Origin of the sequence: Enterococcus moraviensis ATCC BAA-383 (genome assembly GCF_000407445.1) — a bacterium.
Lineage (GTDB): Bacteria > Bacillota > Bacilli > Lactobacillales > Enterococcaceae > Enterococcus_L > Enterococcus_L moraviensis.
In genome coordinates, this window is the sequence record NZ_ASWB01000002.1 from 1 (window position 1) to 22,510 (window position 22,510).

Genomic DNA, 22,510 nt, shown 5'->3' on the forward strand with positions numbered 1-22,510 from the left:
CTATTATCTTTAATCGTTTTTCTATTTTTCTTAGCAGCTAATAATGCTTGGCTCAATCTAAACGGCATGTTAGCTGCAGAAGGTGCAATGGGATTGTTTGGAACAGGGCAAGGTATGGTATTAGGGTTTCAAGTTGTTGATATGAATGTATTTTTAGGAATGTTATTGGGCTGTCTTACGGCATACATCCACAATAAATTTTCTGACATTGCGTTTATTGATCTACTAAGTATTTATGGTGGACCTAGGTTTTCATTCATTTTAATGATACCAATCACATTAGTTTTAGCTATTAGTTTGTGTTATGTCTGGCCGATTGTCAATGCGTGGATTACTTCGTTGTCAGATGTGATTTTGACCGCAGGATTGTTTGGTGTTTTCATCTATGCTTTCGGTAATCGCTTTTTGATTCCAACAGGTCTTCATCATTTACTATGGATGCCGTTTTGTTTCACCGCTTTAGGAGGCACAGCCGAAATTGGTGGAAAAATGTATAGTGGTGCTGTAAATATATTTTATGCTGAAATGGCAAATGCAGGTACGATTGCTTCTTTAGATCCATCATTACGTTTTGCAACCTTTGGTTTTGTGAAAATTTTTGGTTCAGTAGCAGTAGGTCTAGCCTTGATCCACTGTGCGAAAAAAGAACGAAAAGATGAAATCAAGGGGATGATTTTACCTTCTGTATTTGTGGGAGCAGTAGCTGGAGTCACGGAACCTTTGGATTTCTCGTTTTTATTTGCTTCCCCATTGTTATGGTTAGTGCATAGCTTATTAACAGCTATTTCAGAAGTTATCCTTTGGGCAATTGGTGCCCGTACGTATATGCTTTATGGTTTGATCGATACAGTGGTGTCAAACTCTGTGATTCCGCCAAGTCTATCTAAGTTTTACTTGGTAATTATTGTAGGTTTAATCATGAGTGTCATTTGGTATTTTACCTTTGTTTTCTTGATTAATAAGTTCAATTTAAAAACACCGGGACGTGAAGATATTGCAGTAACGAGTGAGGGGATTGAACTAACGATCGCTAGTAGTGAACAACAACAATTAGGTGAGACGAATGCAACGAGTGAAGTAACGAAGGCTGATGTTGCGATAGTCATTGAAGGACTAGGTGGATCAGAAAACATTGAGGTGGTCACAAACTGTTTCACACGTTTACGAGTAACAGTCAAAGAGTCTACTCAAGTGGATGAAGAAATATTAAAACAATGTTCAAAGCAAAAAGGTGTTGTGATGAATGGCAATAATATACAAGTAATTATTGGTATGGGCGTTCCTGAATTTAAAGAAGCTGTATGTGAAGAACTAGGAATTATTGAATAAATTTGTTTCAACTACTGGACAAAGGTCCAAAGCTTGCTTGAGTGATTGAATTGCTAAAAAAACTCGTTAGAATAAAAGTAACTTAGATGGAAAGAAGGAAAAAACATGTTAGAAAAACAATCTGTAGTGATCGCTGGTGGAGGAAGTACTTACACCGCAGGAATCGTAATGATGCTGATTGAAAATCAAGAGAAGTTTCCACTTAGAAAATTAACATTTTACGACAATGATGAACAAAGACAAAAAATAGTAGCAGACGCTTGCGAAGTGATTGTCCGTGAGCGTGCACCTGAAATTGAGTTCTCAGCAACCACTGATCCGGAAAAAGCCTTTACTGACGTTGATTTTGTGATGGCACATATTAGAGTTGGCGGACTTTCAATGCGTGAAAAAGACGAAAAAATCCCGCTGAAATATGGTGTTGTAGGCCAAGAAACATGTGGTCCAGGCGGAGTAGCTTATGCGATGCGTTCAATTCCTGGCGTGATTGAATTGATTGACTATATGGAGAAATATTCACCAAAGGCTTGGATGTTAAATTATTCCAACCCAGCCTCAATAGTTGCAGAAGCAACAAGAGTGCTACGTCCAGATGCAAAAATCATCAATATTTGTGATATGCCAGTTGCAATTAAAAAATCAATTGCCGATATTATGGGATTAAAACATGAAAACGAAATAGTCGAACGTTATTACGGCTTGAATCACTTTGGCTGGTGGACTGAAATGACCGATAGACAAGGGAATGATTTATTACCAAAGCTAAAAGAACATGTGGCGAAATGGGGGTATAGCGCAGCAGGAGATGAATTGAATAATCCTTTATTAGAAGAAGCTAGCTGGATGGATACATTCCAAAAGGCAAAGGATATTTATGCTGTTGATCCAGAAACTATTCCTAATACTTATTTAAAATATTACCTATTTCCCGATTATGTAGTAGCGCATTCTAATCCGGACTATACTCGTGCGAATGAAGTAATGGATCACCGTGAGAAAAATGTTTTTGCAGAGTGTAAACGCATCGCTGAAAATGGTACAGCAAAAGATACAATAATTGAGGCGGGAGAACATGCTGAATTTGTGGTCCAGTTAGCGGGGGCATTAGCCTATAACACTTACGAACGAATGCTGTTGATTGTTCCTAATAATGGTGCAATTTTAAATATTGATCCAAAAGCAATGGTAGAAGTGCCTTGCATTGTCAGCAAACGAGGATACGAACCATTAGCAATGGGAGAAATTCCACAATTTCAAAAAGGAATGATCGAACAACAAGTATCAGTAGAAAAATTAGTTGTTCAGGCATACCTTGAAAAATCTTATCAAAAATTGTGGCAAGCATTAACGTTATCTAAAACGGTCCCAAGTGCTAGTGTAGCAAAAGAAATTTTAGATGATTTAATTGCAGTTAATAAGGAATATTGGCCTGAACTAGTTTAATCAACTAGGAAAAATAATCAATTCATGATATAAAGAAGCTAGTGGATTTTTTCATTAGCTTCTTTACGTTTACAAAATTGGCGTAGTTGAAAATCTAAATGAATGTAAGAGGATTGACGTGAATAATATGAGTTTTAATGATTTATTACATCAAAATTATAATCAACTAAGTGAAACTGATTTTGCAATCAGTAAATTTATCATGGAAAATAAAAATGAGATTGGGGATCTTGGCGTAACCACATTTGCAAAAAAAAGCTTATCCTCTAAATCTTCAGTGATTCGTTTTTCTCAGAAATTGGGATTTACTGGGTATAGTGAAATGAAAAACTATCTGAAGTGGGAAGTTTCTAACGATCAATCCAGTGAAAAACACTCTTCTTTTTTTTCCCAAACATTGCAAGATGTTGAAGAGACATTAAAGTATATTCGTGAGGTAGATTGGACTGAAATATACCAAGTAATAGAGAACTGTGCGCGCATTTTCGTTATTTCTACAGGAGTGACACAACAAAATCAGGCTGCAGAATTACAACGAATGTTTTTATTGATAGGTAAACCTGTTCAAGTAATACCAGGGAGTGCTGATTCTGTGGAATTTAAGCGGATCGTCGAACAGTTAGCAGAAAATGACGTAATTTTTCTTTTATCATTATCTGGTGAAAATCGTAATTTAGAAGGAATCATGAATATTTTAAAAATTAAACAAGCTTTGATTGTTTCTATTACTAATTTTAAGAGTAATTGGTTATCAGGTCAGGCAACATACAATTTATATGCTTCCAGCTCCCGAAGCCCAATTCCTAATGATTGGTGGTTGCAAAGTGCCTCTAGCTTTTTCACACTTGTAGAAGCTTTTGCATTCGGCTATATTGATTATCAAAGGGGAAGATTAAAGAATAGACACTGAAAAATATGAGGTATTGATATGAAAAAGAACCAACCATCGAAATTTGACTGGTATCACAACCAATGGGGCAAACCCACACATGATGATCGTTTACTTTTTATCTTGTTAACAGTAGGAACCTTCCAAGCTGGATTAAGTTGGAAAGCAGCAGCAGGGAAGCTGGATGTGTTTTTGAGGAACTTTCACAATATGGACATTCAAAAAGTTGCAGGGATGATGCCGGATGATGTGGAGAAAATCATGCAAGATTCCGAAATGATCCGCAATCCCAGAAAAATCAATGCGACGATTCAAAATGCTCAAGCGATTTTAGCTGTGCAAAAAGAGTATGGTAGCTTCGCTGAGTATATGTGGAATTTTGTTGGTGGCGTGCCTCGCTTGAACGTATATGAAGAAGCATATGAGGTTCCAAATGTCACACCCCTATCTAAAAATGTAGCCAAAGATATGAAGAAACATGGTTTTACTTTTGTCGGACCCGTTGTGACGTATATGTTTATGAAAGCGAGCGGGATGATTAAAGATGAAGTGTTGAATCGGGAATTAAAATAATTATCCCCTTTAAGAAGTATTGATCCCCAAGCGAGAATCAATCAGCAGTGTCACAGATAAATGAAGAGTCGTTGAATCGATTAAGAAAAGTGGTACAACAGTTTTTCTAAGAACTTGAAATTTGTAGTCTTAAAAATAAAAACAACCTGTGTAGGCTATACCGCGTGCACAGGTTGTTTTTTTAGATACTTTACTTATTTTAGCTTGACTATTTTACGCAAAGATACTTCACTCTCAGTTAATAATGCACCAAATTTTTGATAAACCACTTCAAATATTTCAGCACAAGCTTGCATCTCTTCAGAAGTCCTTGTTTTCTTCCCATCAAGAAAATGACGCATAAAATGCAATGCTTCATGCCATGAATTTAGCTCGCGCAAAGAAGCTTTTATAGCCAAAATCTCCTGATAAGCGATTGTGTTAGATTCCTGTGATTTTCCCATGTCTACATTCTCCTAGTCTAAAGTTGATTAAAAACCCAACTAGATAGACGAATAAAAAACGATCAGACCCGCGCCTCATCGTTTTCAATAGACAAAAACCACCGCAAACATCTCGACACAATCTAAAAGAATTTCTCACATAAGGTAGAAATTCAGGCTAAAATTGGGTACAATAAAATATGCTGGTACTTCGGTATTGGCTATCGGCAACTTGTATTGGCAGTGGATGCTGTCTTTACAGGGCCTCATGATTTTGGTTCCCGCCAAAATGTGAGGTGCCGTTTTTTATTTTCTATCAGGTCCTTGTTACAAAATAGGATAGCAACAAAAAAAGATATCGGGAAATTATCCCAATACCTGTTCATCAATAGTATGAACTAACCTTACTGCTTCACTTCTCATCAAATAAAACGATACAAAAAAGAAGCGGTCAAAGACACTTGATTTTTGTACAATGAAAGAAGCTAGTTGTAATGCTAGCGACTATTGGCAACTTGTTTGGGCAGTGGATGCTGACTTTACAAGGACTTCAAGTATAAGGTTCCCGCCAGATACTTGAGGTGCCAATGGTTATTTATATGTGATGGAGCTTTATGAACTTTTCCTAGTTCGTAAAGCTTTTTTCGTTGCTATCCTATACCAATAAGTATAAAGAACTTAACATGAATGGTCAATACGAACAAGGGAGAAAAATAGTTGAGTTTTTATACATATGTTAAATCGTGATGTAGTGAATATTCATAGAGCTTTGTTGTGTTTGAAAGAGCTGATTCTCATCCTAAAAACTTATTTGAAAGGCCAGTTGCTGGTTTGATGAAAAAGCTAGCTCTCTCAATTTTTTAATTAATGAGTGGATTTTGTTAAAGAACATAAAGATAGAAATAAACAAGTTGAATACGAAGACGATTTTCGTTGAAATAGGTAGATCATGTCTATTTATCTTTGCCATAATTACATTTGAAACAAAAAGGGATGAAGCTGTCTGGGAAAAATAATCTTTACATATTATAATATATATTATAATATAAGTTTTATGGAAATAAAAATCTGGAAATTCAAATTTTTAAGGCTCAATTTGTAAAGAAGCGTATCTTAAAAAATAGATAGGTGGTGAATTAACTGGAAATGAAGTTAAAAAATGTGTTCTATACTCTTATAAGTATTTTCATCATTGGTTTTCTTTATCAGTATAGCAAGCAAAGTGAAGTATCATCATTGAATAAGTTTGATTATCAAACATTCTCAAAAAAGTATTCAAACTCGGAACAGTTAAAAAATAGAATGGTTAAGATAGGAATTATTGATGGAGAATTGGCTGACAATCATAGAGCGTTTTCTAAGATGAATTCCATTATTAAAAAGGCTATGGTTCCTGTGAATAAAAAAGAAGATACCGTACACGCAACATCTGTTCTAGGTGTAATTAGTCAAAGTAGCTATAATGGTTCTAAATATGGATTCGCAGATCCTAAATATTTAGACGTATATAATGCTAGTATTCTATCTGCTGGTATAGCAAAACCTAATGATTTACTGAATGCAATTGAATGGTGTCTCGAAAATCAAGTAGAAATTATAAATATCAGTATCGCATTCAACAAATTTTCTGAAGAACTTTTGGAAGTAATTAAAAAAGGACAGAAAAAAAATATTTTGTTTGTTATTTCAAATGGGAATTTTGATACCACCAAACGAGACATACAAAATATAGAAAACGTCATTTTTGTAGGGGCTCTAGACAGTAATTTTAAAAAATCTTCTATGAATTCTTCAAACGAAGCGAACTATTATTTCCCAGGAACTAAAATAGTTGCACCAAGCTATGGAGAAAATGAATATTCAGAGGTGGAAGGGACTACTTACTCATCTGCTATTGCTACAGGTCTACTAGCTACTAAACTACAAAAAGATTTGACGTTTGAGATAACCTTCAATGATTTAAAAGAATACCTTAAATCTATTGAAGTTATTAATAAATAAACATTAAGGAGATGGGAAATGAAGAAAATTGTCGTAAGTTTGTTAATGATTTTAAGCTGTGGGTGTATAAGTAATACAGCATATGCGATTACAAATGATCCTATTAGTACAACAGAGAATAAGATTTTAACAGAACTAGAAAAATCAAGTAATGAGGCCACAACATTTGAAAATGTTGAGATTGATTTGGAAGAAAGCGAGTTAATTATTCAAGCGAAAACGCAGGTTGACGACGAAACAAGAGAAATTGAAATTGTTCAAGAATTTCAAGAAGACTCCATAAACTCGAGTGGTATGAAAGTATCTGAGAAAAATGAAGAGGAAACAAATAATTATAGTCTTTATTTTGGTACATTGGAACAGAAACAAAGGCTAGAAAAGGCGATTGAAGAAGAAAAAATATTATTGGAAGAAATTGAACAAGGAAAGTACTCAGAAGAAGAGCTTCAAAAAATTGAATTGCCTACTAAAAACATAATGGAAGATGAAAGTACGCATATTACAACAGAAGAACAATTTGCGGATACTGCCATAGTTATTACTGATGAAAATACATTCGAACAAAGGGAAATATTACCAGAAGACGGTGTAGCTTCAGGTTTTGTACTAGGGCCAGGAATTAGGATTGCGATTCCAGTCGCACGAGAATTAATCAGACTATTTTTTGCAGCAGTCGTTGGTGGATTGTTAGGAATTGCGTTAACTATTTTTTCTAGAAATGCAAATTACAGACAGTTTTACGAGCATTATAGAGCAGTGAGGACTGGTCGAGTAGGAATCGTAGTTTATTCTGGTATGAACTTAAATACAGCTGTAAATTACATGAAGCTACGTGGAGATTTATGGTCAACAACATCTACAGGAGCCTACAAGGTAGCTCGTTTAGCTGGTGGACTAAGGGGTGGCAAATTCCAACCACCTATAGCTGAAAATGCACATGGTCCAGGTAATTTCCATCATTACCATACATGGAATAGGTCTGGAGGTCATTCATTTTATGGCGTGGCTTCAAACAAATAGAAACCAATATTATTATTCAGAGGATATACATAGCCATCAATATAAAAATATTCTTAACTTGGCTTTAGAAAAAAAGTGTACATTTTTTGAATTTTGTATTCGTCATGATATTGATTTTAAAGGAGATAACACGTATTCATATGATAAAAAAGCATATGAATTAATTAGTGATTTAGATTCATTTTTAGTTACTAAAATTGAAACAAATAGTTGGGCAACTTCAATGGTAATTGATCGTGAAAAAGTAGTGGAAGTATATCGCTTTGTATTTAATTCAGATTCACTATCCATTCTTTTAAACTATTCAAAATCAATTGGAGATTGGCAAGGTCCGAATTTACCAGAAGATATTGTTTTTTTTCAAGGGGAAAAAATATGGCTAGGTACAGTGGGGCATGAAAAAATGTCGTGGTGGTTTTTGACAGATGAAGAATGCCAAGAAGTCAGAAATATGGGGATTGATGTATTTGGAGGAGAATAGGGAACTTTTCACTATTTTTTCTGATACTCAATAGTTTGTTTGTGTAGTAAAAAAGAAAGAGGAAACTAAATTGTGTTTATGCAATTTAGTTTCCCCTTTCTTTTATACCAAACCTCTTACAACTCTTCACCATTACTCTTAATCACTTGCTGATACCAATCAAATGATTTCTTCTTAGATCTTGCCAACGTCCCTTGTCCATCATTATCCTTATCCACATAGATAAAACCATAGCGTTTCTTCATCTCACCAGTTCCCGCAGAAACCAAATCAATAAAGCCCCAAGGCGTATAGCCAATCAACGGAATCCCATCAAACTCAACCGCTTCTTTCATCATTTCGATATGGGTTTTCAAATAATCAATGCGATATTGGTCATTAATCGTGCCGTCTGCTTCAAGTTCATCAATGGCACCAAAGCCATTTTCCACAATAAACAACGGCAATTCATAACGTTCATTAAACCAGTTCATGGCATAACGCAAGCCTAACGGGTCAATTTGCCAACCCCAGTCAGACGCTTCTACATAAGGATTTTTGACTAAATCTTTTGACTCATCATAATCAAAAGCAGGGCCTTTTTCATGATCTTTGATGGCAAACGACATATAGTAGCTAAAACCGATATAATCCACACAACCATGGCTTAAATCAGTCAAATCTTGTTCTGTAATATCCAAATCAAAGTCTTTACGCGCCAAATAGTTTTCCATAAAGCTAGGATAATGGCCTCTCACATGAACATCGGTAAACCAGTACCGTTTTTGCATCGCACTGACCGACATCATCATATCTTTGGGGTCACATGAATAAGGATAGATTGGACACATCGCAATCATACAACCAATTTGAAAATCAGGATTGATTTCATGGCCGATTTTTACCGCTTGGGCACTCGCTACTAATTCATAGTGAGCCGCTTGATACATGATTTTTTCACGATCTTCGCCTTCTTGGTATTTGATACCAGAGTTAGTAAATGGCGCAAAGTCTTCAGCGTAATTCGCTTGGTTGTTGATTTCATTGAACGTCATCCAATATGTTACTTTATCTTTATAACGTTCAAAACAAACACGAGCAAACTTCGCAAAAAAATCGATCATTTTACGATTACGCCAGCCGCCATATTCAGTGACTAAATGATAAGGCATTTCAAAATGAGATAAGGTAATTACAGGCTCGATCCCATATTTTAAACATTCATCAAACAAGTCATCATAAAATTGCAAGCCTTCTTCATTTGGCTCAGTCCCATCACCATTGGGGAAAATTCGCGTCCAGGCAATCGATGTCCGGAAACAATTCAATCCAAGATCAGCAAACAGTTTGACATCTTCTTTGTAATGGTGATAAAAATCGATAGCTTCATGATTTGGGTAATTTTCACCTTGTAAAACGCCATCTGTGATTCTTCTAGGTACGCCATTCGCTCCAACGGTCATCACGTCAGCAACGCTAGCACCTTTACCACCTTGGTCCCAGCCTCCTTCTAATTGATGAGCGGCAACAGCACCGCCCCAAAGAAAATTCTCTCTTAAAATTGACATATAATCTACTCCTTAACGTGTTAGTTGAACACTAAAATCACCACACAGCTAGGAGGAATCATTTGAACGGATCAGCTATGCAGTGATTTTAAGTCATATTAAACATATTTTTAAGCTTTTGCTTCAATTCCTTCTAATACTTCTTCAGTAATCGGTTGATTTGTTTCTTGTGCGTAGTTGATTGCATCCATTTTTCGAGCAAATGGTAGGTAAATAAAGAATCCAACTGTTAATACAACGATTTGTAATAATGCTGCTTGCCAACCTCCGACTAACAAACCAGAGATGATTGGAGGGGTTGTCCAAGGTACTTGAACTGCTGTAAACAATGGTACTAGGCCAGTATATAAAGCAAAGTAAGTAATGACCGAAGAAACGACTGGTGTAATGATAAATGGTAATGCCATGATCGGATTCATTACAATTGGTGTAGCAAAAACGATTGGTTCATTAATATTGAAAATAGCAGGTCCAATTGATAAACGACCTAGTTGTTTGAATTGTGCTGATTTTGCAAAGAAAACCATAAATACGACTAAACCAATAGTCATACCAGCACCTGTTACGGTTAAGAACTGATCTAAAAATTGTTGTGTTACAATATGGCCGCCATTTGCGACTGTTAATTCTTTTCCTGAATTTAAGATATCTGTATTTTCTAAAGAGTTTGCTTGTAAGATTGGCCCCATGATTCCGCCAACAATCGTTGAACCGTGAACACCGAAGAACCAAAATAAAGGAACTAAGAATCCTAAAACTAAAGCACCGCCCAAGGAATCTGTAACACCTTGAAGAGGGGATTGTAAAACATCGTAAATGAAATCAAAGAACGTTGTATTAAAGACTTTATCAAAGAAAATATACACAAACATTGCACCTGTAATCAAAGCACCAGCTGGAATCAATGCAGTGAATGAGTTTGCTACGTTTTCAGGAACAGCTTCAGGTAATTTGATACGTATATCATGACGCAAGAACCAACTGTATACCCATCCAACAATTAACCCAACGATAATGGCTGTGATCATTCCTTTACCAGCAGTCCAGTCTTTATTGATGATGTTGCCAATTGTCACGCCACTTTCAGCATCCGTAATTTCAGAAGACATAAATAAAATAAAGACAACCAGAGCAATCATCCCAGCAGGTAATCCTTCAAAGCCTTCTGTTTTAACGTAAGAATATGCAATACCAATCACTGCAAAAACGGACATAATAGCAAAAGATGCCCCATAGGCCTGATTAAAGTAAACGACTAAGCCACTGTCTGTAATCCATTTTGCAACTGATTCAATCGGTAAATTAGCTAATAATAAGAAAATCGAACCCACAATCGTAAATGGCATGGTATACAACATACCATTTCTTAATGCAGTAATTGCTTTGGTATTAACGAATTTTAAAACGGGTGGCAGAACTTTTTCATTGATCCATTCGTTCATTCTAAACCTCTCCTTTGTGTTGACTAAGTATATGACAATAAGTGCGTGTAGTAGTATTTCAATAGAGCGGCCGCTCTGATTTGAATCTATTGAATACGTTTACATTAATACTATAAAATAATTTCGGGTTATTTAAAATAGCTTAACCACTTTGAGAAACATGTACCAAGTAAAAAAACAATAATAGGATAAAAGGCATGGGTGTAAATCGCATAACCGTTTACACCCATACCTTTATTTTATTTTTTCATAGTAGGTAACTTTAAGATGATTTTTCCGTGTTCAAAATCGATTAATTGGATATTATGTGTTCCTCCGATTCCATAATCAGCAGCTTGATGAAGTTCACCATAACAGGCTCCAATAAATTGATCGATATCGGCTAAGGTTTCAAATGGTCCAGAGAAAACAGCATATTCACTCGCTGATAATGTAAAGGTCCGATTCCCTTCACTATGCTCCACAAAGTATTTGTAGGTACCATTACTTTCATCTGGATCGTTGATAATGAGTGCACGTATTGTTTTTTGATCCATCGGTAGTATTTCGAGTTTTTGATTATTCACCTCAGTAAAATCTTCCGGTGTTTTAGGAATAGCGAATTTGTACCGTTTTCCAGTGATTACTTCATTGTCCAAATGTTCGATAGTAAATGTCATTTACGGTCACTCTCTCTTTCGTATGAGTCCTTCGTTTAAAAATCCTGTAGATCTTCGTAAAAACAATAGCAATGCCTATCCTTTTTGTCAAAATTTTGGCATTTAGATTAGCGGTCAGTCCGTATTTGATGTGGGGGTTATACACGTTTTTCTGATAGTTCTTTACTTGCTTGATGAGCGAGTAATTCGATCAAGGCAATGACAGGAATCTGCGTTGTGATATTAATATAAGGATCAGCATAAACGGAACGTTCGTCAGGCATATAATAAGAGATATTGTAATCAGCTAAACGAGAAATGGTAGAATGTTCATCATTCGTGATACTCAAAATTTTCGCACTAGACCGTTTAAAATCAGATGCTTGTTTGATCACTTCAGAAGTTTCTCCTGAAACAGAAAGGATGATCGCTACAGTATTTTCAAACCCTCTTTGAGGAATTGGCGTAAACGGATCGCCAATACTATAGGCGTTAATGCCCATGTTAGCAAAGTAACGACTGCCGTAAGAGCCTAAAATACCACTAGTGCCAATTCCTGAAAAAACAATATGCCGAGCCGAAGCAATCATTGTAATTGCTGGTTTCAAGGTATCATAATACGTTTGTTGGTTGAGTTGTTTTAAAAAAGAATCAACGTGAATCGTTGCATCATAATATTGTTCAAATGATTGTTGTTTTTCAGTATCTTCTTTCTTTAGGAAATATTTTAATTCTGAAAAACCATCAAAGCCCATTTTAGAACAAAAACGTAAAATAGTTGAAGTCGAAACATGACAATCTGCGGCAAGCTGACGAATCGTTAATTTAGGTACACTATTCATATGTTCTAAGATATACTGGTAAACAATCATTTCCAGTTCATTTAATGACTGAACCTTTTCTAAGTCGAACAAAAAAACCCCTCCTGCACAAAAGATAACTGATCTTTCTTTTTTTAGAAAAAACAGAAAATAACTTACTTTATATTGTACAGGAAAGGGCCGGTTTTCGCTTGTTATTACTATTTTTTAGGCATCAACTATTTTTTTACGTTTTTTCTTATTGAAACGCTTATAAAGTAAAGAAGCGATGGAAGCAAATAAGAATGGACCAATCAATAATGTTAAACTTTGCAGGTAATTTCCTTGTGAAATTGGTTGATATAATTGAAAGCCAATGGCTAATGTAATACTGATGATCACGCTACCGCTGATCAATAAACTCGTAGATTTTGACTGAACTATATCAGAAGTTGGTTCAAGTGCTAATTGCTTTTTCTTAAAAGCTGGATAGGCAAGAGCGACTAATAAATAGGGGATGGCTCTAGAAATATTCGTCATCAAAGTCAATTGATTGTATAAAAAAACCACATATTGACTCCCAAAACTAATCCCTAAAATAAACAAACTAATCAAACTTCCTTGAACGAGCAACGCATAAACTGGCATGTCATGTTTATTTTTTTGTTTCAGACGAGGATGCCAATAATGTTTTGGTGTGCCTTCTACTAATGTTCGAATCGGGAGATAAAAAATCGATGATAATAAACTGATATAAGAAAGCAGTAAGGTCAACGCTGTAAAGCGAATAAATACTTGAGATAACCATTGCGTTTGGATTGGGGATAATGCGAATGAGCGCCCTACAGAATAGCCTAAGTTTTCCATTAATTCATACATCAAGTTTCCTAAATGAATACTGCCATTTGCTTTTAAAATAGTTAAATCTGTGCTGCCACTCCATAAAAGAATTCCTAAGAAGTAACAAATGACGACTAAAATACTGCTTAGAATCAATAATTTTGGAAAGCGTGTCTTTTGTTTACCGGTTTTATCCACAAGACTTGCAATGGTATCCAATCCACCAAAGGCTGTGATTGCAAAAATCAAAAAGGCAAACTGTTCGATTAGAGTTTGATCTGCTGTAGAAGTAGATTGTCCCCCTTTAAAACTAGCAACAAGATTTGGTAAGATTGCCGACTGATTATGAAGCCACAACCATAGATTACTGCCCAGACAGACCGCAATCAAAAGCGTCATTAAGAGACCACTTAAATATAACGCAGAAGCAATACCTTTAAATCCTTTACTGACAAAAAATAACGTCGCTAAAACAGCTAAAATGGATAAAATACCGATTATTACTGGCGTGGGAAGAAATAGAAATGGTGTGTTTTGTTTAGTAAGATCATGTCCGAAAAGTAATATAGATAAAGGGATCCATAATTTCATAAATAAACTGATCATCCAGATAAAATAACTGCAATACCATAAAAAAGATGCGATAAATGCAACTTTTTCTGAAAGATGTTCCGCTAGCCATTGATACAATCCACCAATATGATTTTTATAAACACCAGTAAATTCTGCTATAATAATAGCGTAAGGAATAAAGTAAAAAAGAGCAGCGACGATAAAATAAGGAAACGCCTTGATTCCCATCAAGAAAAACGCTGTTGTCATACTCGAAAAAGAAAAAACAGTCATGGTAATAATCATGACCAAACGTTTAGGGCTAAAAGTAGTTGTTGTTTTCATTAAAAAATCCTTCTAAAATAAGATGATGTTGGTTTAAGAATAAGAGAAGACCGAGCAGAAAACAAGATTTTTATTAAAAATTAGGGAATAGGAGTAGTCAAATGACAGATCAGATGCAACAAGCAATCGATCAAATCAAAGTAGATTTAAAGGTGGATTTTGTCGCATTAGCTCTTTCTACTGTGAATGAAATCACTAAAATTCGAGTGATCCGCTGGAATTATGTAGCAGGAAACACCAACCAAAATTACAAAAAAATTCGATTACAAGTAGGTAAAGGAATCGGCGGAATTGTATGGCGAACGGGTCGTCCCTATCAAGCGACTGATTTACAAAAACAACCAGAAAAATTAGTGGAATTACCGATTACACGAATGGAAAAACTAGAAACAATTGCTGCTTTTCCCGTACTAAAGTCAGGAGAAGTGAAAGGTGTATTATTGGTGGGGTATCGAGAGAAGACAAACGTTACAGAGGGATTATTGGGTGCTGCTAAAGACAAAACAAATGAACTAGCTGTTTATTTATAGGTGAAAAAATGAAAATGAATGTAATGGAAAAACTATTTGAAGAAGCAAAAGATGGTTTATTTCTAATTGAAGAAAACAATTGTATTAGGTATAACAAAGCGGCGGCTAAATTAAAGATAGACTATTCATTTACTATAGAAAAAATCTTGGAAATCGCGAAAGGTGAAGGCTGCATGCTTCACACCACTATGGAAAAGTGCCTTGATTGTGAAGTCAAAGCTGACTGGGATCAGACGGCTTTTCCTTTCGTTTTAGAAGATGCCAAAGGCAAGCAAGAACAATTTAGCGGTAGCTACACTGTGATTGACCGCGAAACATCTTTATTAAGTATCCGCCGTGTCGCTGTTCAAGATCGTTTGCAGCAGGTCATTCAAAATAAACGATTGATTGAATACGTCAATCAGGCTCATGAAAATGAACGTCGCGCGATTTCACAAGAATTACATGATGGATTAGCCCAAAGTATTTATAGTTTGATGCTGGAAACTAGGCAATTAAAGTGGAGTGGACAATCAGAGGATTTACCCACTAAATTACAAAAAATTGATGAAGATTTTGTCGCGTTACTTGGTGAAGTGAAACAACTCGCGGTTGATTTACGTCCAACTGCTTTAGACGATTTAGGCTTGATTCCAGCGATTGAAGTGTTATTAAATCGATTAACAGAAACAACGGGTGTGGAAATTCATTTTATTCCGATAATCGAAAATAGGCGATTTGGGGAAAGTGTGGAAATTATCACCTATCGCGTATTACAAGAGAGTGTTATGAACAGTGTGAAACATGCTGATGTGAATGAATTGTGGGTGACCTTGAGTGAACAAGACAATCACTTAGTACTTACTGTTCGAGACCATGGCAAAGGATTCAATCTTCACAAAGTAAATGCACACAGTCGTGGATTAGGGCTTTTACATATGCAAGAAAGAGCTGAATCAATCGGTGGTCATTTAAGTATTCAATCAGAAGAAATGGAAGGAACGACTGTGACGTTAGGATTGCCTATCCAATGGGAGGTGGGAAAATGAATATCATAATAGCAGATGACCATGCCGTGGTCAGAAGTGGATTACGGTTATTGCTAGAATCCCAAAAAGATATTACGGTTGTGGGAGATGCCGCTGATGGCACAGAGGCTTTTTTGCTCCTTGAAAAATATCCAGTTGATATTGTGTTGATGGATATGCGTATGCCGCCTGGCGAAAATGGTCTTCAGACAACCCGTCGTATCAAAGAGCATTTTCCAGAAATAAAAACGATTATTTTAAGCATGCACGATGAAGAAGAATATGTCCGCACCGCAATAGAGTATGGTGCAAAAGGGTACATTCTCAAAAGTTCCCAGGATACGGTTTTATTAGAAGCCATCCAGCAAGTGAGCAATGGAAACATTGTAATCGATCCGTTATTTGGTGAGTATGATAAGGAAAGTTGGCGTAATAACGTGGGAACGGCTGAAAAAGATACAAAGTATGAACGTTTGTCAAAAAGAGAACGAGAAGTTTTACCACTAGTTGCTTTAGGCTACAGCAATAAAGAAATTGCGGAACGATTATTTATTTCTGTAAAAACGGTTGAAGTTCATAAATCTCATGTAATGAAAAAATTAGAATTTGCAACATTTAGCGAATTGTTGCAATATAGTATGAAACATCAATTAATCGACTTATGAGGTGAGCAAAAAATGATTGGTATTCTTTATGTATTTCATGGTAGTCAAAAAAATGAGAAAAACCAAGCTGCGATGGAGTTTATTCAACAAGTAGAAACAAGAATTGATTCAACGTTTTATCAAGCAACAGCCTTTTTAGAAAATCATACGGATACAATCCCGAAAGTTGCCGAAGAAATGATCAAAAACGATGTGACGCAAATAATTGTTGTTCCTGTATTATTATTTGCAGCGAAACATGCTTTAGTCGATATCCCGGCTGAACTTGAAACAGTAAAAGAACAATATCCAGATGTCCAATTCAAACAAACAGAGACGTTCGGCAGTAAAAGTGGTAGCCGTCAAGTATTGTTAGAACGATTTCAAGAAGTTGCGATGGCTTATCCAGATGATCAGCTAGTGGGTATTTTAGTCGCTCATGGTACAAAACAAACGAATGAACCACAACAAGTATTGACGGAAATCGCGACCGAAATCCAACAACAAGTCGGTTTTTCCATTATCCCAACAAGTTTAAAAGGACAAGAAGACTACTTAGAGGATATCAAAAAACAAATATCAACGGATCAAAAAATAGTGATTGTCCCTTTCTTTTTATTCGATGGACATTTGATTACGATCATGAAAAATAAACTGAGCGAAGCATTTCCTAAAACAAAGTTTATCATTACAAGAACACTAGAATTTGATGCACGAATTTTAACCGATTTAGAAGGAATTGTGAAAGAGGCTATTACATGTATCCAGTAATGCTTGATTTAACGGGGAAGAAAATCGTGATCATCGGTGGTGGCCGAATCGCATTACGAAAAACAATAGCAATTTTAAGCGCTAAAGGACAAGTAACACTAGTTGCACCAACTTTTTTAGAGGAATTCAATGAATTAGAAAATATAAAACTGACCACAGCAACCTACACGGCTGAGCATATCAAAGAAGCCCATCTAATTTTTGCTTGTACAGATTCCAAAGCGATCAATCAGAAAATCGTCAACGATGCATCTAAGTATCAATGGGTCAATGACTGTAGTCAGAAAGAAAACAGTGGTTTTTATAATATGAGTACGATCGAATCTCAGGATTATTTGATTGCGTTATCTTCATATGGAAAAGACCCAGCAGCCCTAAAAAAGAAGAAAGAGCAATTCAAACTGTTGTTAGAAGAATAAAAAGGACGAACTATATCAAAACATGTCCCTTTTGATATAGTTCGTCCTTTTGACCTTAGCAATCATTCAAGCATTATTCATTACTTCGGCCTTTTAGAGGTAGACTTTGCACTGTAGTTGAATAAAATATCTTTTTTTGGGAATCACACAATTAAGTAAATTTGATTCAAAGTGCTTATGTCATATACTAATTATTTACTTGAGCAATTTAATTCTCCGGAGCGTCTCTTTTTTGTAATTCTTTTTCCTCAGCAATATTTTTTTGTTGCTGTGCAATATCGTATACACGATCAATTGGGTTCTTATTTATACCGCCTGAACCTGTATTAACCATTGACCCCCAACCCTTTTTCGTAGTTTTTTTACCGAGAGCCCGCATTTTATCATTTCTTTCTCTTATCCTTTTATGCTTAGATCTACGTTTTTCATCAAAAAAATCTGAAATTTTATTAATAACGTTCATTCAACAGCCTCCGTAGAAATTAACTTTTTGAAATTCATTTTAATCATTATATCATAATTTTGTGTCTAACATTGCTTATAGTAACTGATCAAAAATGTTTTTACACTTATTTTTATCTCAAATTTAAATAATGATAATCAGTACAAAATATGATAAAAGCGTTTAGCCATAATAAATTAAGAAGAGATTTACAAAGACTGTTCTTCAAATGTTTGTGAATCTCAACTTATTTATTAGAGCTATTTTGTTGTACATTTTCTAATAAGATAGTTATTAGGTAATTCCCTAATAGTCACCGTCTTTGATTCTTGCTATTCTAAAAAAGACAACATGTGGAATGGATTGCTCAAAAAATCACAAAAGGAGAGTTTACATAAAATGAAAGAAAAGCTTGTCTTAGTTGGAAATGGAATGGCTGGTGTGCGCACCATTGAAGAAATCTTAGACCGCGATCCTGATCGCTATCAAATCACGATCATCGGCGAAGAACAATGCCCAAATTATAACCGGATCATGTTAAGTAATGTCTTACAAAAGAAAATGACTGTTTCAGAAATCATCACGAATCCACTTGAATGGTATGAAGAAAATCAAATTAGCTTGATCAATCATGACCCAGCCGTTCAAATGGATACAACCAACAAAACAATCACGACACAATCAGGCAAAGAAATTTCTTATGATAAATGTATTTTAGCTACAGGTTCTAGAGCATTTATTTTACCTGTTGAAGGTGCTCAACTACCTGGTGTTCTTGGATTTAGAACAATCGATGACACAGAAAATATGCTTGAAGCGTCTCAAAAATACCAAAAAGCCGTCGTGATCGGTGGCGGTTTACTTGGCTTAGAAGCGGCCAAAGGATTACTAGATCAAGGAATGGACGTTACTGTCGTTCATTTAGAACGATGGCTGATGGAAACACAATTAGATGAAAAAGCAGGAAAAATGCTGCAAGCTGATTTAGAAAAACAGGGCTTAAAATTTCTAATGGAAAAAGCAACAAAAAAAATCCTTGGAGACACGCGTGTCACAGGGTTAGCTTTTAGTGATGGAACGACGATTGAAACGGATATAGTGGTAATGTCGATCGGGATTCGCTCAGAAACAACACTAGCAAGAACAACAACGATCGAAGTGAACCGTGGAATCGTTGTGGATGACTTTATGAAAACAAATGTCCCAGATGTTTTTGCAGTAGGGGAATGTGCGGAGCATGATGGCAATGTCTATGGTTTAGTCGCACCTTTATTTGAACAAGGAAAAGTCTTAGCGGATGTGTTGACAGGCAAAGAGGCGAAAGCATATCAAGGTAGTACGACGTTTACTTCGTTAAAAGTATCTGGCTGTGATTTGTATTCTGCTGGTAATATCAGAGAAACCGAAGGAGTCAATAGTATTGAGGCTTTCGACGGTATCAATTATACGTACAAAAAGATTTTTGTAAGAGAAAATCAAGTGGTCGGTGTTGTTCTTTATGGCGATACAAGTGAGGGGAATCGCTATTATAATATTTTGAAGAAAAATGAAAGTATTGAAGAATACACACCTGTTTCTTTACTTCATATGGTTGGTGAAGAAGCGAGTGCGGATGTCAGTGAGTGGCCGGATGATGAAGTGATCTGTGGCTGTAACGGCATCGACAAAGGGACAATCATGACTGCCATCAATGAAAAAGAGCTTTCCTCTGTAGCAGATGTAACCAAGCACACGAAAGCAGGCGGATCTTGTGGGAAATGTAAAGCAGTGATCGGAGACGTTTTAGCTTATGCATTAGGTGGCGAAGTTGTATCTGCTCCAACTGGAATTTGTGGTTGTACAGATTTAACAAGAGATCAAATTGTCACACAAATCTACGCGAAAAAAATGACCTCATCCGGTGAAGTATACCGAGAATTGAATTTTACCAATTCAGAAGGATGTCCTAAGTGTCGACCTGCAATCAACTTCTATTTAAATGTTGCTTGGCCTAAGGAACACGAAGATGAGAAAGAGTCTCGTTATGTGAATGAACGACTATACGCGAACATTCAAAATGATGGTACGTTCTCTGTGATTCCAAGAATGCGTGGTGGAAAAACCAACCCTCAACAACTACTGTTGATTGCCAAAGTTGCAGAAAAATACGATGTACCGATGGTCAAAGTAACCGGTAGCCAAAGAATCGGTTTATATGGTGTGAAAAAAGAAGACTTGCCAAAAATCTGGGAAGAATTAGATATGAAAGCTGCTGGTGCCTATGCGAAAGCAGTTCGCTCGGTCAAAACGTGTGTAGGTGCTAATTTCTGTCGATTTGGTACACAAGATTCAATGGGTCTTGGAATCAAATTGGAACAACGATACGAGTTTATCGATACACCACACAAATTTAAAATGGGTGTTTCTGCTTGCCCAAGAAGTTGTGTGGAAAGTGGCGTGAAAGATTTTGGCATTATCGGTGTGGAAAATGGCTTCCAAATTTATGTTGGCGGAAATGGCGGGACAGAAGTGAAAGAAGCAGTGTTACTAACGACGGTTGAAACGGAACAAGAAGTTATCGATATTTGTGGAGCAATGTTGCAATATTACCGTGAAACGGGTATTTACGCAGAACGGACTGCACCTTGGATTGAACGGCTGGGCTTTGATAACGTGAAAGACGTGTTACTAGATCCTGTAAAACGTCAAGAGTTGTTAGTGACATTAGATGAGGCGGTCACAGGACGTCGTGGAAACCCATGGGATGAAGTTGTAGAAGATAATAAAACACGCCAAGAATTATACACAGTGGGGAGAGCATGAAATGGAAAAAATTTTAGTTGGTCAATTAGCTGAGCTAGCTCCTAGAATGGGGAAAGAAATTATTGTTGGAGAGCAAAAAATCGCTATTTTTCGTTTAAGTGATGATCGTGTCAAAGCAATTGAAAATATTTGTCCGCACAAACAAGGACCATTGGCTGAAGGAACGGTTTCAGGGGAATATGTTTTTTGTCCACTACATGATTACAAAATCAATTTAAACGATGGACAAGTGCAAGAGCCTGATGAAGGCTGTGTTCGTGCCTATGAAACGATTATTGAAGAAGACCTCGTCTATGTTTTGGTGTAGTGATGGGAAAAGTTTATTTTGTAGGAGCAGGTTCAGGTGATCCAGAACTATTGACACTAAAAGGGAAGAGACTGTTAGAATCAGCAGATGTGATTATTTACGATCGGCTAGTTCATCCAGTTCTGTTGTACCTTGCCAAAGAAGCAGCTCGCTTTATTTACAGTGGAAAATACCCAAAAAATCATGTGTTAAAGCAAAAAAATATTAACCAACTATTGATAGAAGAAGGTCGTCAAAATCAGCTTGTGGTCAGATTAAAAGGCGGAGATCCTGGTATTTTTGGTCGTGTAGGTGAAGAAATCGCCACGCTTCAAAGAGAAGGAATTAACTATGAAATCATTCCAGGTGTTACCGCGGCTTCTGCTGCTAGTAGCTACAGTGGTATTCCGCTCACGCATCGTGACCATAGTAGTAAAGTAACGCTAGCAACTGCTCATCGTCAAGCAGGGGAAACCATCGATTTTAAAGGACTGACAGAGAATGGAACGATTTGTTTGTACATGGGGGTAGAACGAGTAGAAAGTACTCAACAGAAACTTTTGGAGCAAGATGTTTCACCACATTTACCAGTAGCAATCATCGAATGGGCGAGCTTAGGTCGTCAACGTACAATTACCGCAACAGTTCAAACGATGATCGATGCAATTGAGGAACAACACATTCAAAATCCTGCATTGATTATTGTAGGAGAGGTTGTTTCTTGTCGAAAGGATGAGGATTGGTTTGAACAATTGCCATTGTTTGGACATAAAATGTTATTGATGGATACTAAAACAATCGATTTTGAAACGATTCTTATCTACACACAACAAGGAGCAGACGTTTATGCGATTCAAGTTGGTGAAGAGCGTGATAAACGGTTTGATGAGGTTCATAAACAGTATTTAAGGGATCATTATTTTGATGAGGTCGTGTATTTAGATCCTAAATTAACGACGGTGTATAAGAATCAAAGAGATATTTTAGATAAGTAAATCAGTTAGTTTTGTGGGCTAGCTCTTCGAAAAAAAGATAAATTATGAATAAGGCAGAAAATGCCTCAGTCATATTTTCCTATTTTTCTGTCAAGGTTAAACGAGCCCGCTTCGCTTTTGCTTTGAAACACAGTGAATGAAAAGAACTGATGTTGAAAAGTACAAGGTGCAGCGAAGCGGAACGTTGTTACCATGTGTTATCTAGCTGCACAAATCAATCCTTATGAAAATAGATAAATTGTCAGTGAAACAAAGAGCGTTTCAATGTCAATTTCCTAATTTTCTACAGGAT

22 protein-coding genes are annotated in these 22,510 nt (G+C 36.2%); 15 read left to right on the forward strand and 7 right to left on the reverse strand.

What is annotated here, in order from left to right; translation table 11 throughout:
• From I586_RS05955 to I586_RS05970, 4 genes are all read left to right on the forward strand, one after another.
• Positions 1–1,329 (forward strand): PTS transporter subunit EIIC (locus tag I586_RS05955; protein WP_016249971.1); only part of this gene is annotated, 1,329 nt, incomplete at its 5' end.
• 105 nt (positions 1,330–1,434) lie between these two features.
• Entirely contained in the window at positions 1,435–2,772 is a 1,338-nt protein-coding gene (locus tag I586_RS05960) for a 6-phospho-alpha-glucosidase (RefSeq protein ID WP_010766048.1), read from the forward strand.
• 127 nt (positions 2,773–2,899) lie between these two features.
• A complete protein-coding gene (locus I586_RS05965; protein WP_034702182.1) occupies positions 2,900–3,682 on the forward strand; it encodes a MurR/RpiR family transcriptional regulator in 783 nt (260 codons plus the stop codon).
• 18 nt (positions 3,683–3,700) lie between these two features.
• Positions 3,701–4,234: a DNA-3-methyladenine glycosylase I gene (locus tag I586_RS05970; protein ID WP_010766046.1), complete on the forward strand. Its 534-nt coding sequence runs from the start codon at positions 3,701–3,703 to the stop codon at positions 4,232–4,234.
• Positions 4,235–4,428: 194 nt separating this feature from the next.
• Here the strand turns inward: I586_RS05970 and I586_RS05975 are convergent, their stop codons facing one another.
• Positions 4,429–4,677, reverse strand: a complete 249-nt coding sequence (locus I586_RS05975) for a hypothetical protein (RefSeq protein ID WP_010766045.1) — start codon at positions 4,675–4,677, stop codon at positions 4,429–4,431.
• Positions 4,678–5,892: 1,215 nt separating this feature from the next.
• On the opposite strand from I586_RS05975, the gene I586_RS05980 reads away from it, so the two are divergent.
• The 3 genes from I586_RS05980 to I586_RS05990 are packed head-to-tail and all read left to right on the forward strand — an operon-like array spanning position 5,893 to position 8,158.
• Positions 5,893–6,657 carry a S8 family peptidase gene (locus I586_RS05980; protein WP_034702185.1) on the forward strand — a complete coding sequence of 255 codons (765 nt, stop codon included), beginning with the start codon at positions 5,893–5,895 and terminating at the stop codon, positions 6,655–6,657.
• An 18-nt stretch (positions 6,658–6,675) separates the two neighbouring features.
• Positions 6,676–7,677, forward strand: a complete 1,002-nt coding sequence (locus I586_RS05985) for a hypothetical protein (protein WP_010766043.1) — start codon at positions 6,676–6,678, stop codon at positions 7,675–7,677.
• On the forward strand, positions 7,655–8,158 hold the full coding sequence (locus I586_RS05990; RefSeq protein WP_010766042.1) for a hypothetical protein: 504 nt from the start codon (positions 7,655–7,657) through the stop codon (positions 8,156–8,158). The genes I586_RS05985 and I586_RS05990 overlap by 23 nt, the downstream gene beginning before the upstream one ends.
• Positions 8,159–8,274: 116 nt before the next feature.
• Here I586_RS05990 and I586_RS05995 read toward each other — a convergent pair whose 3' ends face one another.
• The 5 genes from I586_RS05995 to I586_RS06015 form a co-directional block, all read right to left on the reverse strand.
• A complete protein-coding gene (locus tag I586_RS05995) occupies positions 8,275–9,705 on the reverse strand; it encodes a 6-phospho-beta-glucosidase (RefSeq protein WP_010766041.1) in 1,431 nt (476 codons plus the stop codon).
• Between the two features lie 110 nt (positions 9,706–9,815).
• A complete protein-coding gene (locus tag I586_RS06000) occupies positions 9,816–11,147 on the reverse strand; it encodes a PTS sugar transporter subunit IIC (protein ID WP_010766040.1) in 1,332 nt (443 codons plus the stop codon).
• Between the two features lie 239 nt (positions 11,148–11,386).
• Positions 11,387–11,806 (reverse strand): hypothetical protein, encoded by a 420-nt coding sequence (locus tag I586_RS06005; RefSeq protein WP_010766039.1) that lies wholly within the window; start codon positions 11,804–11,806, stop codon positions 11,387–11,389.
• 137 nt (positions 11,807–11,943) lie between these two features.
• On the reverse strand, positions 11,944–12,699 hold the full coding sequence (locus tag I586_RS06010) for a MurR/RpiR family transcriptional regulator (RefSeq protein ID WP_010766038.1): 756 nt from the start codon (positions 12,697–12,699) through the stop codon (positions 11,944–11,946).
• 114 nt (positions 12,700–12,813) lie between these two features.
• Complete coding sequence (locus tag I586_RS06015; protein WP_010766037.1) at positions 12,814–14,322, reverse strand: amino acid permease; 1,509 nt, start codon at positions 14,320–14,322, stop codon at positions 12,814–12,816.
• A gap of 101 nt (positions 14,323–14,423) precedes the next feature.
• Between I586_RS06015 and I586_RS06020 the strand changes: the two genes are divergently transcribed.
• From I586_RS06020 to I586_RS06040, 5 genes are read left to right on the forward strand one after another with little or no spacing between them, the layout of a single operon-like run.
• Positions 14,424–14,852, forward strand: coding sequence for a GAF domain-containing protein (locus tag I586_RS06020; protein ID WP_010766036.1), 429 nt, complete (start codon positions 14,424–14,426; stop codon positions 14,850–14,852).
• A gap of 8 nt (positions 14,853–14,860) precedes the next feature.
• Positions 14,861–15,880 carry a sensor histidine kinase gene (locus tag I586_RS06025; RefSeq protein WP_010766035.1) on the forward strand — a complete coding sequence of 340 codons (1,020 nt, stop codon included), beginning with the start codon at positions 14,861–14,863 and terminating at the stop codon, positions 15,878–15,880.
• Positions 15,877–16,524, forward strand: a complete 648-nt coding sequence (locus I586_RS06030; protein WP_010766034.1) for a response regulator transcription factor — start codon at positions 15,877–15,879, stop codon at positions 16,522–16,524. The genes I586_RS06025 and I586_RS06030 overlap by 4 nt, the downstream gene beginning before the upstream one ends.
• Positions 16,525–16,536: 12 nt before the next feature.
• The gene (locus tag I586_RS06035) at positions 16,537–17,274 is read left to right on the forward strand and encodes a sirohydrochlorin chelatase (RefSeq protein WP_010766033.1); all 738 of its coding nucleotides are present in this window, start codon (positions 16,537–16,539) and stop codon (positions 17,272–17,274) included.
• Positions 17,262–17,693 carry a precorrin-2 dehydrogenase/sirohydrochlorin ferrochelatase family protein gene (locus tag I586_RS06040; RefSeq protein ID WP_010766032.1) on the forward strand — a complete coding sequence of 144 codons (432 nt, stop codon included), beginning with the start codon at positions 17,262–17,264 and terminating at the stop codon, positions 17,691–17,693. The genes I586_RS06035 and I586_RS06040 overlap by 13 nt, the downstream gene beginning before the upstream one ends.
• A 208-nt stretch (positions 17,694–17,901) precedes the next feature.
• On the opposite strand, the gene I586_RS06045 is transcribed toward I586_RS06040, so the two are convergent.
• Complete coding sequence (locus tag I586_RS06045; protein ID WP_010766031.1) at positions 17,902–18,156, reverse strand: hypothetical protein; 255 nt, start codon at positions 18,154–18,156, stop codon at positions 17,902–17,904.
• Between the two features lie 378 nt (positions 18,157–18,534).
• Here I586_RS06045 and nirB point away from each other — a divergent pair, with 378 nt between their 5' ends.
• Genes nirB through cobA form a run of 3 tightly spaced genes read left to right on the forward strand, consistent with a single transcriptional unit; the run spans position 18,535 to position 22,218 of the window.
• On the forward strand, positions 18,535–20,937 hold the full coding sequence (gene nirB, locus I586_RS06050) for a nitrite reductase large subunit NirB (protein WP_010766030.1): 2,403 nt from the start codon (positions 18,535–18,537) through the stop codon (positions 20,935–20,937).
• Position 20,938: 1 nt separating this feature from the next.
• The gene (gene nirD, locus I586_RS06055) at positions 20,939–21,244 is read left to right on the forward strand and encodes a nitrite reductase small subunit NirD (RefSeq protein ID WP_010766029.1); all 306 of its coding nucleotides are present in this window, start codon (positions 20,939–20,941) and stop codon (positions 21,242–21,244) included.
• A gap of 2 nt (positions 21,245–21,246) precedes the next feature.
• The gene (cobA, locus tag I586_RS06060) at positions 21,247–22,218 is read left to right on the forward strand and encodes a uroporphyrinogen-III C-methyltransferase (RefSeq protein WP_034701937.1); all 972 of its coding nucleotides are present in this window, start codon (positions 21,247–21,249) and stop codon (positions 22,216–22,218) included.
• Positions 22,219–22,510: the final 292 nt, after the last annotated feature.